The following is a 12,896-nucleotide window of genomic DNA, read 5'->3' on the forward strand; positions in this document are numbered from 1 at the left end:
GACGTGACAGAGGCCGTGACCGAGCCGGAGACCGTCGTGGAACAGCCCGAAGAGGCGCCGCCGGCCGGACCGGGCCTGCACCAGCCCAAGCGGTGGCTCATCGCCGCGGGTGAGGCCGTCGCGGTCGTCCTGCTGGTGATCGCCGCCGTGTGGTGCTGGAACCGGGGCGTCGTGCCTCTCGAGTACCCGATCGAGGGCCGCGAGCCGCTGATCTCCACCCGCCTGCACGGCAACTGGCTGGGCACCGCCGTGGGCGCGGCCACGCTCGCCGTGGTCCTCGCCCTGGACGCTGTGCGGCAGATCATGCTGGCCGTGCGGACCCGGCCGCAGGAAGCAGCCGACTCCGGCATGTGAGACTGGGGTACGTGACTGCGAGTCGATCCCAGGCCCTGTTCGAGCGCGCGTCGACGCTGACCCCCGGCGGGGTCAACTCTCCGGTGCGGGCGTTCCACTCCGTCGGCGGCACCCCGCGCTTCATGGTTCGTGGCGAGGGCCCGCACCTGTGGGACGCGGACGGCAACCGGTACGTCGACCTGGTGGCCTCGTGGGGCCCGATGATCCTCGGGCACGCCCACCCTGCCGTGGTCGAGGCCGTGCAGAAGGCGGCCGCGTCCGGTCTGTCGTTCGGCACGCCGACCGAGGGTGAGATCGACCTCGCCGCCGAACTGGTCGACCGCGTCGAGCCGGTCCGCCAGGTCCGCCTGGTCAACTCGGGCACCGAGGCCACGATGAGCGCGATCCGCCTCGCGCGCGGCTTCACCGAGCGCCGCAAGGTCATCAAGTTCGCCGGCTGCTACCACGGCCACGTCGACGCGCTGCTCGCCCAGGCGGGCTCCGGCGTCGCGACGCTCGGCCTGCCCTCGTCGCCCGGCGTCACGGGCGCACAGGCCGAGGACACCATCGTGCTGCCGTACAACGACGCCGACGCGGTGCGCGCGGCGTTCGCGGAGAACCCCGGCGAGATCGCCTGCGTCATCACCGAGGCCGCGGCGGGCAACATGGGCGCCGTCGCCCCCGGCCCCGACTTCAACGAGAAGCTCCGCGAGATCTGCGACGCCGACGGCGCGTTGCTGATCATGGACGAGGTCATGACGGGCTTCCGCGTCTCGCGCGCGGGCTGGTACGGCCTCGAGCGCGTGCGCGGCGACCTCTACACGTTCGGCAAGGTCATGTCCGGTGGTCTGCCGGCGGCCGCGTTCGGCGGCCGCGCGGACGTGATGGCGCGACTGGCGCCCTCCGGCCCCGTCTACCAGGCGGGAACGCTGTCGGGCAACCCCGTGGCCGTGGCCGCCGGTCTGGCCACGTTGAAGGCCGCGGACGAGGACGTCTACCGGGCCCTCGACCGCAACGCCACGCGCCTCGGCGCCCTGTTCACGGCATCGCTCACGGAGGCCGGTGTCGAGCACCGCGTGCAGTTCGCGGGGAACCTGGTGAGCGTGTTCTTCGGTTCTACCGAGGTGAAGGACTACGCGGGCGCACAGGCGTGCGAGACGTGGCGCTTCCCGCCGTTCTTCCACGCCCTGCTGGAACGAGGCGTGTACGCACCGCCGTCGGCGTTCGAAGCGTGGTTCGTCAACGCCGCCATGGGTGAAGAGGAGTTCGACGTGATCGCCGACGCACTGCCGCACGCGGCCCGTGCTGCCAAGGAGGCCCGCAAGTGAGCCGCACCGTCGTCCATCTGTTGCGCCACGGTGAGGTGCACAACCCGACCGGCGTTCTCTACGGCCGCCTGCCGGGGTTCAAGTTGTCTGAGCGCGGGCAGAAGCAGGCTTTGACCGTGGCTGAGCACCTGGCTGACCACGACATCGTGCATGTCGTTGCGTCGCCGTTGGACCGGGCTCAGCAGACCGCTTCGCCGATCGCTGATTCGCATCGGTTGGAGTTGGACACGGATGAGCGGTTGATCGAGGCTGACAACCAGTTCCAGGGGTTGAAGGTCGCTGTGGGGGACGGGGCTTTGCGGTCGCCGCAGCACTGGCCGAAGTTGGTCAATCCGTTTCGGCCGTCTTGGGGTGAGCCTTACATCGAGATCGCTCATCGGATGCTCGGAGCTGTGCAGAAGGCTCGGGTTGCTGCTGAGGGGCATGAAGCGGTTTGTGTTTCGCATCAGTTGCCGATTTGGACTGTGCGGCGGTTTCTTGAGGGGAAGCGGATGTGGCATGACCCTCGGAAGCGGGAGTGTTCGCTTGCTTCGCTCACCTCTTTGATTTTTGAGGGGGAGCAACTGGTTCGGATTTCTTACACTGAGCCGGTTGGGGCTACTAATCCTCGGGTGACTGGGGCATGAAGAGGCTTTTGGTTTTGGTTTTGTTGTTGGCTGGGTGTACTGCGGGGAAGGATGCTTCTCCCGTTGGGGGTGGGGATTTTTATCTCGTTGCTCCTGGTGGGAAGGTTGAGATCCGGTACCCGGTTGCCGATCGGAAGGCGTTGAAGGGGCTTGAAGGGGAGTCTCTGCTTGAGGACGGCAAGGTGGTTCGGCTGTCTGATTACGCCGGGAAGCCGGTTGTGATCAACATCTGGGGGGCTTGGTGTGGGCCCTGTCGGACTGAGGCTCCTGAGATGCAGAAGGTTTTTGATGCTGGGACGCAGGTGATCGGGGTTGATGTCAAGGAGACCTCTAAGGATCATCCGCGGGATTTCATGAAGGATCGGTCACTGACCTATCCGTCTATTTATGATGCTTCTGCTCGGAGTTTTATCAACGTGTTTCGTGGGGTTCCGGCTAATTCTGTGCCTTCGACGTTCATTGTGGACAAGGAGCATCGGGTGGCGGCTGCGTTCCTGGTGCCCGTGTTGGCTTCGGATTTGCAGTCTGTTTTGGATGAGTTGGCGCGGGAGTAGGTTGGTTGCTGTTGCGTGCGGCCTGGTCGCCTTGCGTGCTTTCCCCTGGGGGCTCTGCCCCCAGACCCCCGGCAATCTGGTGGATTCTGGGGGTCGTCGCAACGCAGATGATCAGCTGGCTTCGGTCAGGAGCTTGTTCATGCGTTCGGCTGGGTGTCCCAGCCGAGTGTTTTGCGTGGGCGGCCGTTGAGTTGGATGGCGACGGCGTCGAGGTGTGCGCGGCTGTGGACGGTGAGGTCTGTGGATTTGGGGAAGTATTGGCGTAGCAGGCCGTTGGTGTTCTCGTTGCTGCCGCGTTGCCAGGGGCTGTGCGGGTCGCAGAAGTAGACCGGGATGTCGGTGGCGATGCTGAATCCGGCGTGGCCGGACATCTCGGCGCCTTGGTCCCAGGTCAGGGATCTGCGCAGGTGGGTGGGCAGGCCGCTCATGGTGTCGATCAGCGCGTCGCGGACGGTGTCGGCGGTGCGACCGTGGGGCAGGTGCACGAGCAGGACGTAGCGGGTGGCGCGTTCGACCAGGGTGCCGATGGCGGACTTCTTGTCCTTGCCGATGATCAAATCGCCTTCCCAATGTCCCGGGACCGCCCGGTCCTCGGCCTCGGCGGGGCGTTCGCTGATCATGACCATCGGTGTGGACATGCGCGGAACACGTTGCCCGGTGTGGCGGCGCGGGCGGCGCAACGCCCGGCCGGTGCGCAACGCGGCGGTGAGCTCACGGCGCAGCTCACCGCGTCCTTGAACGTAGAGGGCCTGGTAGATCGTCTCGTGGACCACGTGCAGCTCCGGGCGGTCAGGAAAGTCGCGGCGCAAGCGTGTCACGATCTGCTCCGGACTCCACCTCAGGTCCAGACCGTCCTGGACGGCCTGGCGCAGCACCGGGTTCGCGGCGAGCTTGCCGGTCTTGGGCCGCGGCCGGCGGGCCTGGGCCCGCCGCTGGGCGGCATGAGGCCGGTAATCACCGGTGCGTTCATGAGCGTTGCGCCGCAGCTCCCGGCTGATCGTCGAGCAATCGCGGCCCAGCTCGGCCGCGATCCGCCGCATCGAGACACCCTCCCGGCGGCGGTCAGCGATCACGATCCGCTCGTCCTCGTTCAAGAACCTGCCGCGCGGCATCGGCGCCGCCGCCTCGGTGATCGGCGGCGACCCCGCGTTCCATCTCGACCGGGGCCTGCCGTGACGCCATCGCTTCCCGGTCCGGTAGTTCACGCCGACGACCCGGCACGCCTCCCGGCTGCTCACACCACTCGCCACAAGATCAAGATATGCGGCTCGCTCCCGATCCAACCGCCCACGCCTCGAGCGATCCTCCCGGATCTCGAACATCACAACCCCGAACAACTCAGGCGTTGCAACGACCACTAGAACCCAAGTCTGATCGGGGGGTGGCGCCGTGAGCAGGCTGATGGCACGCCTGTTTCGTTGGGCGGCTGTCTGTTTCGTAGTTGGGTTGCGTTGGCGGTGGGGTCCCGTCACAAGTCGCACCAGGAGCTGGCCACATGCAGGTAGGGGTGTCAACTCGACGAAAAGCGTGTCGAGTTGACACCCCTACCTGCATGCAGCGAGAGCTGTGGTGCGACTCGTGACGGGACCCCACCGCCCAGGCCTCCTGCTGAGGACTAAGGACGGCTCGCCTTCGGCTTCGCGGCTGTTGGGTGTTGCCCAGTCCGTCTAGCGGGCTAGCGGCTCCACCGGTTCTGTCGGTTCGTTCAGGGACGGGATCTTGGCCTTGAAGGCTTTGATCATGGCGTCCCTGCCGATGGAGTTGAACTCCTTGCCGAGGGTTCGCATGATCGAGTTGCCGGTGGGGCGGTAGAGGCCCGTCTTGTAGTAGCGGGCACCCTCCACCGGGGCGATCACGCCGCCGTCCGGGGAGGGCTGGCCCAGGTATTCGCCCCACTTGGCGCCGGTGGGGTCCTTGGTGACGTTGATTTCTCGTGGTTCGTTGCCCGTGTAGTTGACGTACGGGTAGTCGTACTCGTCTGCCAGGCCGCCGATGGAGTGGCCCAGTTCGTGGATGGCGATCTGGCCTGCCTGGGCGTTGGAGCCGGAGGCGGTGGCCACCGAGCCGCCTGCGCCGCCGTACTTGGTGGTGTTGCCGAGGGCGATGACCTGGTCGTACTGCGGGGCTTGGGCGGCGAACTCCTTGGCCTTCGTCTCGTTGACGCAGAGGAGGCGTTCTGTGTTCGCGTCTCGGCCCTGGCACCAGAAGCCCATGTCGAGGGCTGTATTCTTGAGCAGGCCCTTGGTGGGGTCGTGGTCCACTCCGGACTCCGGGGAGATGACGTTGACCTGCCAGACGTTGAAGTACTGCTTGTAGGTGGCGAAGGGCTCCACCGAGGAGAGTTCTTCCCACTTGCTCTTCACGTTGGCGGTGTAGGTCGTGAGGTCGTCCGCGGTGTAGCCGTCGCCCACGAAGACCAGGTCGAAGCGGTCTGCTGAGTCGCCGGTCACCTGGACCGGGATCACTTCGGCCGCTTCGAGGGTGCGGAGGTCCGAGGACTTCTCCGGTGGGGCCTTCGGTGTTCGGGTTTGGGTGATGGTGCCGTCTTCGTTGAAGACTTCGCGCCATTCCGTCGCCGGGGCTGCGCCACCGGCCGGTACCTGCGCGAACAGGGTCAGCGCGGTGACGGTCAGCGCTGGGAGGAGCAGCCGCGAACGATGCATGTGTTTACGCTAAGCAACCATGAGGTCACCCACAAGCGGCAATTGTTGGCACTTTTGGCCCAACGGTTGTACCTAGGTCTTAAACGGAGACCGGTCGTCGCGTGATCTGGGCAACTACCTACTCTGAGGGTTGTGAACCCCACTGATCTGGTGATCTCCGGGCCGCTGTTGTTGGCCACGGGGGTTGCTTTGCTGGCGGGTTTTATCTCGTTCGCGTCGCCGTGCGTGGTGCCGCTGGTGCCGGGGTACCTGGCCTACCTCGCCGGGCTGGTCGGGGCGGAGGCGCCTCGGGTCGAGGCGAACGAACCCGCCAAGCAGGGGCGGTTGCGGGTTGCCGGGGCCTCCTTGTTGTTCGTGCTGGGGTTCACGGTCGTTTTCGCGTTGGCGTCCATGGCGATCCTCGGAACGACGGAGGCGTTGTTCCTCAACGCGGATCTGTTCCAGCGCATCGGTGGGGTCGTCACGATCCTGATGGGACTGGTCTTCATCGGACTCGTTCCGGCGCTGCAGAAGGACGTGCGGTTCCACACCAAGCCGCGGGCCGGGCTGCTCGGGGCGCCGGTGCTCGGGGCCGTGTTCGCGCTCGGGTGGACGCCGTGCCTCGGGCCGACGCTGGCCGGGGTGCTCGCGCTGTCGAACGGGACCGAGGTCGGGTCGTCCACTGTGCGCGGCGGGTTCCTGGTGCTGGCCTACTGCCTGGGGCTCGGGTTGCCGTTCGTGGTGCTCGCGCTCGGCGCGCGGTGGGCGTTGGGTGTGACGAAGTGGCTGCGCACGCACGCCCGGCAGGTGCAGGTCTTCGGTGGCGTGCTGCTGATCCTGGTCGGGATCGCGCTGGTCACCGGGCTCTGGGGTGAGTTCGTCGGGTGGCTGCGCTACTCGTTCGTCGACGTCGTGAGGCTGCCGCTCTAGTGATCGCCTTCCTCCGCAACACGTGGCGCGGGCTCACCTCGATGAGGACCGCGCTGACCCTGCTGTTCCTGCTCGCGCTCGCGGCGATGCCCGGTGCGCTGCTGCCGCAGCTGTCGCTGAACAGGGCCAAGGTCGACGAGTACGTCGCGGAAAAGGGCTGGTGGGGCGAGCTGCTCCTCAAGCTCGGGTTCTTCGAGGTGTACGCGACGCCGTGGTTCGCGGCGATCTACCTGTTGCTCTTCACGTCCCTCGTCGGGTGTCTGCTTCCCCGCACGTGGGAGTACTTCAAGCAGATGCGCGCGAAGCCCGTGCTGACGCCGCGCAACCTCTCGCGCATGCCGCACCACGCGCAGGCCGAGCTGGACGTCACGCCGGACGAGGCACTCGGCAAGGCCAAGAAGGTCCTGCGCGGCTGGCGGATGGACAGCGGTGAGGGCACGGTCAGCGCCGAGCGCGGGTTCCTGCGCGAGACCGGCAACCTGGTCTTCCACTTCGCGTTGCTGGGCCTGCTGGTGTCGTTCGCGCTGGGCAAGATGTTCAACTACGAGGGCCAGATCATCGTCCAGGCCAACGGTGGCCAGTTCTGCAACGGCGGCATCTTCAACTACGACCAGTTCCGGCCGGGGCTGCAGGTCGACGGCACGGACCTGACGCCGTTCTGCGTCGAGATCGGCAAGTTCTCCGCGGAGTACCTCGAGAACGGCCAGCCCGTCGGCTTCCAGGCGGACATCCGCTACCAGTCGGGCGGCGACCTCGCGTCGAACACCTGGAAGCCGTACACGCTGCAGGTCAACCACCCGCTGCGCACCGAAGGCGACCGCGTCTACCTGCTCGGCCACGGCTACACGCCGACGTTCACGGTGACGTTCCCCAACGGCGAGAAGCGCACGCAGGGCATCCAGTGGCTGCCGGCCGACCAGCTCACGCTGGCCTCCGAGGGCGCGACGAAGTTCGACCCGCCGGGCATCACGGACTCCGAGACGCGCCGCAAGAACCAGATCGCCGTGACGGGGCTGCTGGCGCCGACGCCGTTGCTGCACGGCGGCATCCTGAACTCGAAGTTCCCCGCCCTGGACAACCCGATGGTCGCCGTCGACGTGTACCGCGGCGACCTCGGCGTGGACGACGGGCGAGGTCAGTCGATCTTCTCGATCGACCAGAAGATGGTCGAGCAGGGCCGCCTGGCCAAGGTCGCGCGCAAGAACCTCGCGCTGGGCGAGGAGATCGCGCTCGACGACGGCACCAAGGTGCGCTTCGACTCCGTGAACGACTGGGTGTCGTTGCAGGTGTCGCACGACCCGACACAGATCTACGTGCTCGCGTTCGCCATCCTGATCATCCTCGGCCTGGGGGTCTCGCTGACCGTCAAGCGCCGCAGGGTGTGGGTGCGTGCGACCCGTTTGGAAGACGGGCGTACTTTGGTCGAGGTCGGCGGGCTCGCCCGCACTGACCAGGCAGGATACGGCGAGGAGTTCACGCGGCTGGCCCGCGCGGTTCTGAACGAGGAGAAGTCCTGATGCCGGTTGACGAGACCCTCGCGACCTACAGCGACTGGCTGTACCGCAGCGCGTTGGGCGTCTACCTCTTCGCGATCCTGCTGTACGCGGTGGAGCAGGCGTTCGCCCGCGCCCCGCGCAAGGAGCTGGTCGGGGCAGGTGGGCCGGACGTCCTCACCGACGAGCCGAAGGCCGAGCTGAGCAGGGCCGAGCGCATCGGCCGCATGGGCGCCGCGATGACGGTCCTCGGCGCGGTGCTGCACCTCGGGTCGTTGGTCATGCGCGGCCTGTCCGCCGGGCGCGCGCCCTGGGGCAACATGTACGAGTACATGTCGTTGCTGTGCCTCGCGGCCGTGGTGACGTGGATCGTGCTGATGGTGAAGTTCCCCATCCGCCGCCTCGGTGCGTTCGTGCTGCCGCCGATCCTGATCCTGCTGTTCCTCGGCGGCACCGTCCTGTACGCCGAGTCCGCGCCCGTCCAGCCGGCTCTGCGGTCGTACTGGCTGGTGATCCACGTCTCGGTGATCTCGATCTCGTCCGGCGTGCTGCTGATCCCCGGCGTGACGTCGATCCTCTACCTGCTCAAGGACAGCAAGCCCGACCGCTTCCCCAAGCTGCCGTCCGCCGACGTGCTCGACCGCATGTCGTACCGGACCACCGTGCTCGCGTTCCCGCTCTTCACGGCCGGGATCATCTGCGGCGCGATCTGGGCGGAAGCGGCCTGGGGCCGGTTCTGGGGCTGGGACCCGAAGGAGACGGTGGCGTTCGTCTCGTGGGTGGTCTACGCGGCGTACCTGCACGCGCGCGCGACGGCCGGTTGGCGTGGCCGTGGGGCCGCCTGGATCAACATCGCGGGTTTCGCCCTGAACGTGTTCAACCTGTTCTTCATCAACTTGGTCACTACTGGGTTGCATTCGTACGCAGGTCTCTAACGAGTTAAGCCCCCAGGTCGATGGAACCGATACCGGTTGCGTACCGTCGCAACCCGGGGGTCGGGGAAGTCTCGGTCTCTCTTGCTCAGGGAGGGCCACAGCGGTGAACTGGCAATCACCGGGTGAGGATCAGGGCTCCGGCCCGCAGTACGTCGACCCGCAGGCGGCGGCCTACCTCGACCCGCAGCAATCCGGCCCGCAGAACGTCGGCGGCAGCCAATCAGGCCCTCACAACGTGGGCGGCAACCAGTCGGGGTCGTACCAGGTGCCGGGCAACGCCTCCGGCCCGTACCAGGTCCCCGGCGGCGCTTCCGGCCCCTACCAGGTCCCGGGCAACGCCTCGGGCCCGTACCAGGTGCCGCCCGGCGCTTCCGGGCCCTATCCGGTGCCCGGCAACGTTTCCGGCCCGTACCAGGTGCCCGGCAACGCGTCCGGTCCCTACCCGGTGCCCGGCTCGCAGTCCGGTCCGCACCAGGTCGGCAGCACGGCGCAGTACGGCCAGTTCGCCGGCCAGCAGTTCCCGAACAACTTCCCGCAGCAGGAGTACCGCTCGCAGGCCGAGCAGGTGTCGTCGCAGCAGCTGATCAAGAAGGAGAAGCGTCCGCCGACGTCCGGCTGGCGCAAGTCCCTGCACTCGATCACCGGTGGCGCCGTCAACCTCGGCGAGAGCCCGGCCGACGTGCGGCGGCGCGAGCTGATCGCGCGGATCAACCAGCCCCTGCGCGGGTGCTACAAGATCGCGATGCTGTCCCTGAAGGGCGGCGTCGGCAAGACCACGACGACCACGACGCTCGGGTCCACGTTCTCGTCGCTGCGCGGTGACCGGGTCGTCGCCGTCGACGCGAACCCCGACCGCGGCACGCTGGCGTTGAAGATCCCGCGCGAGACCACGGCGACCGTGCGGCACCTGCTGCGCGACGCCCCGCGGATCAAGAAGTACAGCGACGTGCGCGCATACACCTCGCAGTCGCCCGCGCGCCTCGAGGTGCTGGCGTCCGAGCAGGACCCGTCGGTGTCGGAGGCGTTCAGCGAGGACGACTACCGGCGCACGGTGGAGCTGCTGGAGCACTTCTACAACATCGTGCTCACCGACTGCGGCACCGGCCTGATGCACTCCGCGATGAAGGGCGTGCTGGACGAGGCCGACTCGCTGGTCCTCGTGTCGTCCGGCTCGGTCGACGGCGCGCAGACGTCAGCGGCGACGCTCGACTGGCTGGAGGCGCACGGCTACCGCGACCTGGTCGCGAAGTCCGTGTGCGTCATCAACTCCGTGCGCCCGAAGTCGGGCAAGGTCGACCTCGACAAGCTCGCCGCCCACTTCCAGCAGCGATGCCGTGCCGTGGTCCGCCTGCCGTTCGACGAGCACCTCGAAGAGGGCGCCGAGATCGCGCTGGACCAGCTCGCGCCGGAGACCCGCCTCGCGTTGCTGGAACTCGCCGCGGTGGTCGCGGACGACTTCCCGCACAACTGAGCGGGTCAGCGCACGACAGTGGCGGAAAGGGGTCCTGGGATCAGGGCCCCTTTTCCGTTCACTCGTCGCGCTTGCGCTGCTCGTCGAGCTTGCGCAGGAACTCCGGGTCGTCGTCGGGTGCGATCACCTTGCGGCCTGAAGTGAACTCCGAGTGCTGCGGGGCGAACGCTCGCCACACGAGCACAGCCACGGTGAGCGCACCGATCACCGCCAGCAGGTAGATCATCGTGTCGCCACCTCCCTTTGCCACGAGATTACCCGCGGCACAGGGATTACTACGGTTTCAGTGGCGGACGGGTTCAGTCGCCTCGGTCGTCAGCTCCGAAAGGAGCTGCTTCACCTCGGTCTCACGGAACCTGCGATGTCCTCCAGGGGTGCGGATCGAGCCGATGCGACCTGCGGTGGCCCATCGGGTCACGGTCTTCGGGTCGACCCGGAACAGATTGGCGACTTCCCCAGGCGTCAAGAGCCGCTCGGTGGCTGCAGTCACTCGTCCTCCTCAGATCAGACGTTCCGGTCTGATCGTGGCATCTGACCCATCAGGTACTCGAACGCTTGTTTTTTGGTAAAGAGGTAGTAAGGGACGACCGGGGCGAACCGGACAGAGTTCGCGACCCCGCGAACCAGCTGCTCGTGTGACCGCGGCTACGTGCACGCGTGCTCGGGGCATAGGGTGTCGCGGGTGGATGCTCTTGATCGACAGATCATCGCCGCGCTGCGCACCAACGGACGTGCCACGTACGCCGATCTCGGCAGGCAGGTCGGCCTGTCGGCGTCCGCCGTGCACGAGCGGGTCGGCAAGCTCGAGTCCAGCGGCGTGATCGTCGGGTACCACGCGGTCGTCGACCCCAGCGCGGTCGGCCTGGGCGTGACCGCCCTGATCGGCATCCACCCCACCGACATCGCGGACGACAACGAGGTCGCGGTCGCGTTGGCCGAGCTCAACGAGGTCGAGTCCTGCTACCGGGTCGCCGGTGACGAGTCGTTCATCGTCAAGGTCAGGGTGGCGACGGTGGACGATCTGGAGCGCGCGCTCGGTCGGTTGCGGCGCATCCACGGTGTGGCCCGCACGCGCACGACTGTGGTGCTCTCCACGCGCTTCGAAGGACGCCCGAACACCGGCGACGAGGAAAGCGACGTAACCTGAACGGGTGCTCGCTCGTGATGTGACGCTCTACGTCCTCGCCCGCCTCGGTTTCGTCGCGGTGGTGACGGGCGCGCTCATCTTGTTCAAGGTTCCTTTGCTGCCCGCGCTGGCCGTCGGCGTGGTCGTGGCGCTGCCGGCGTCGTTGTTCCTCTTCAAGGGGCTGCGGCAGCGGGTGGCGACCGGCCTCGACGCCCACCAGGCGGCGCGCAGGTCCGAGCGCGACAAGTTGCGCAGCGAACTGCGTGGTGACGAAGGTCCTCTCACCCAGGCGTAGGACGTCTGCCCGGTTATCGTGCGGGCTGTGAGTACCTCCGTTGACCGCGTTTGCAGCAGGACCAGGCACTGGGTGTGCGAGGCCGTCGGGATCATCGAGGCGGACGCGAACCGCAGCGCGGACACGCACCTCCTGCGCTACCCGTTGCCGCTCGAGTGGGGCATCGACCTCTACCTGAAGGACGAGTCGACGCACCCCACGGGCTCGTTGAAGCACCGGCTGGCCCGCTCGTTGTTCCTCTACGCGATCTGCAACGGCTGGATCACCGGTGGCACGCCCGTGATCGAGGCCTCCTCCGGTTCCACGGCGGTGTCCGAGGCGTACTTCGCGCGGCTGCTCGGGCTCCCGTTCATCGCGGTGATGCCCCGCTCGACCTCGGCGGAGAAGGTCGCGCTGATCGAGCGCCAGGGCGGCAAGTGCCACTTCATCGACGAGCCGTCGGCGCTCTACGACGAGTCGCGCCGGCTGGCCGCCGAGCTCGGCGGCCACTTCATGGACCAGTTCACGCACGCCGAGCGCGCGACGGACTGGCGGGGCAACAACAACATCGCCGAGTCGATCTTCGAGCAGATGAAGCTGGAGCCGTCGCCGGAGCCCGACTGGATCGTCGTCGGCGCCGGCACGGGCGGCACGTCCGCCACGATCGGCCGGTACGTCCACTACCAGAAGCTGAACACGCGCCTGGCCGTCGTCGACCCCGAGCACTCGGTCTTCTTCGACGCGTGGCGCGACGGCAACCGCGACCTGGTGGCGACGCGCGGCTCGGGCATCGAGGGCATCGGGCGGCCGCGCGTGGAGCCGTCGTTCATCGGCGAGGTCATCGACCGCATGATCAAGGTGCCGGACGCGGCGTCCGTCGCGACGATCCGGTACGTGGAGGACCTGCTCGGGCGGCGCGTCGGCGGGTCGACCGGCACGAACCTCTGGGGAGCGTTCCAGATCGTCGCCGAGATGCGGCAGTCCCGTGCGCGCGGAAGCGTGGTGACTCTGCTGTGCGACGGCGGTGAGCGTTACGCGAACACCTACTACGACGACACATGGGTAGCGGCACAGGGCCTGTACCTCGACCCGTGCCTCGAACGCCTGAACAACTTCCACCGCACGGGGAACTGGTGACGAGAGCTGTGCGTCACAGCGTGACCTGAGCACCGAGTCCGCAGGGG

At 67.4% G+C, this 12,896-nt stretch carries 14 protein-coding genes and 1 pseudogene; 11 read left to right on the forward strand and 4 right to left on the reverse strand.

Annotated elements, in window-relative coordinates:
• Nucleotides 1-3 precede the first annotated feature (3 nt).
• From IE307_RS12585 to IE307_RS12600, 4 genes are read left to right on the forward strand one after another with little or no spacing between them, the layout of a single operon-like run.
• A complete protein-coding gene (locus IE307_RS12585; RefSeq protein WP_191298079.1) occupies nt 4-354 on the forward strand; it encodes a hypothetical protein in 351 nt (116 codons plus the stop codon).
• An 11-nt stretch (nt 355-365) separates the two neighbouring features.
• The gene (hemL, locus tag IE307_RS12590; RefSeq protein ID WP_191298080.1) at nt 366-1,661 is read left to right on the forward strand and encodes a glutamate-1-semialdehyde 2,1-aminomutase; all 1,296 of its coding nucleotides are present in this window, start codon (nt 366-368) and stop codon (nt 1,659-1,661) included.
• A complete protein-coding gene (locus IE307_RS12595) occupies nt 1,658-2,287 on the forward strand; it encodes a histidine phosphatase family protein (protein WP_191298081.1) in 630 nt (209 codons plus the stop codon). The genes hemL and IE307_RS12595 overlap by 4 nt, the downstream gene beginning before the upstream one ends.
• On the forward strand, nt 2,284-2,841 hold the full coding sequence (locus IE307_RS12600; protein ID WP_191298082.1) for a TlpA family protein disulfide reductase: 558 nt from the start codon (nt 2,284-2,286) through the stop codon (nt 2,839-2,841). Before IE307_RS12595 ends, IE307_RS12600 begins: the two co-directional genes overlap by 4 nt.
• Nucleotides 2,842-2,952: 111 nt before the next feature.
• On the opposite strand, the pseudogene IE307_RS12605 reads toward IE307_RS12600, so the two are convergent.
• Both IE307_RS12605 and IE307_RS12610 read right to left on the reverse strand, forming a co-directional pair.
• Nucleotides 2,953-4,079 (reverse strand): annotated as a pseudogene (locus IE307_RS12605) (IS30 family transposase).
• A 429-nt stretch (nt 4,080-4,508) separates the two neighbouring features.
• Nucleotides 4,509-5,504 carry a M64 family metallopeptidase gene (locus IE307_RS12610; protein ID WP_191298083.1) on the reverse strand — a complete coding sequence of 332 codons (996 nt, stop codon included), beginning with the start codon at nt 5,502-5,504 and terminating at the stop codon, nt 4,509-4,511.
• A gap of 132 nt (nt 5,505-5,636) precedes the next feature.
• Between IE307_RS12610 and IE307_RS12615 the strand changes: the two genes are divergently transcribed.
• The 4 genes from IE307_RS12615 (at nt 5,637) to IE307_RS12630 (ending at nt 10,312) form a co-directional block, all read left to right on the forward strand.
• Nucleotides 5,637-6,413 (forward strand): cytochrome c biogenesis CcdA family protein, encoded by a 777-nt coding sequence (locus IE307_RS12615; RefSeq protein ID WP_191298084.1) that lies wholly within the window; start codon nt 5,637-5,639, stop codon nt 6,411-6,413.
• A gap of 41 nt (nt 6,414-6,454) precedes the next feature.
• Nucleotides 6,455-7,930, forward strand: coding sequence for a cytochrome c biogenesis protein ResB (resB, locus tag IE307_RS12620; protein WP_191298372.1), 1,476 nt, complete (start codon nt 6,455-6,457; stop codon nt 7,928-7,930).
• A complete protein-coding gene (gene ccsB / locus IE307_RS12625; RefSeq protein ID WP_191298085.1) occupies nt 7,930-8,841 on the forward strand; it encodes a c-type cytochrome biogenesis protein CcsB in 912 nt (303 codons plus the stop codon). Before resB ends, ccsB begins: the two co-directional genes overlap by 1 nt.
• 103 nt (nt 8,842-8,944) lie before the next feature.
• Nucleotides 8,945-10,312: a MinD/ParA family ATP-binding protein gene (locus IE307_RS12630; protein WP_191298086.1), complete on the forward strand. Its 1,368-nt coding sequence runs from the start codon at nt 8,945-8,947 to the stop codon at nt 10,310-10,312.
• Nucleotides 10,313-10,370: 58 nt separating this feature from the next.
• Here IE307_RS12630 and IE307_RS12635 read toward each other — a convergent pair whose 3' ends face one another.
• Nucleotides 10,371-10,538, reverse strand: a complete 168-nt coding sequence (locus IE307_RS12635; RefSeq protein WP_191298087.1) for a hypothetical protein — start codon at nt 10,536-10,538, stop codon at nt 10,371-10,373.
• 57 nt (nt 10,539-10,595) lie between these two features.
• Nucleotides 10,596-10,802 (reverse strand): BldC family transcriptional regulator, encoded by a 207-nt coding sequence (locus IE307_RS12640; RefSeq protein ID WP_089915625.1) that lies wholly within the window; start codon nt 10,800-10,802, stop codon nt 10,596-10,598.
• Between the two features lie 192 nt (nt 10,803-10,994).
• Here IE307_RS12640 and IE307_RS12645 point away from each other — a divergent pair, with 192 nt between their 5' ends.
• From IE307_RS12645 to cds1, 3 genes are read left to right on the forward strand one after another with little or no spacing between them, the layout of a single operon-like run.
• Nucleotides 10,995-11,459: an Lrp/AsnC family transcriptional regulator gene (locus IE307_RS12645; protein ID WP_191298088.1), complete on the forward strand. Its 465-nt coding sequence runs from the start codon at nt 10,995-10,997 to the stop codon at nt 11,457-11,459.
• Nucleotides 11,460-11,463: 4 nt separating this feature from the next.
• Complete coding sequence (locus IE307_RS12650; protein WP_229904649.1) at nt 11,464-11,733, forward strand: DUF4229 domain-containing protein; 270 nt, start codon at nt 11,464-11,466, stop codon at nt 11,731-11,733.
• Nucleotides 11,734-11,760: 27 nt separating this feature from the next.
• Nucleotides 11,761-12,849 carry an L-cysteine desulfhydrase Cds1 gene (gene cds1 / locus IE307_RS12655; RefSeq protein WP_191298089.1) on the forward strand — a complete coding sequence of 363 codons (1,089 nt, stop codon included), beginning with the start codon at nt 11,761-11,763 and terminating at the stop codon, nt 12,847-12,849.
• Nucleotides 12,850-12,896: the final 47 nt, after the last annotated feature.

The sequence above is a fragment of the Lentzea cavernae genome, from assembly GCF_014653695.1.
GTDB lineage: Bacteria > Actinomycetota > Actinomycetes > Mycobacteriales > Pseudonocardiaceae > Lentzea > Lentzea cavernae.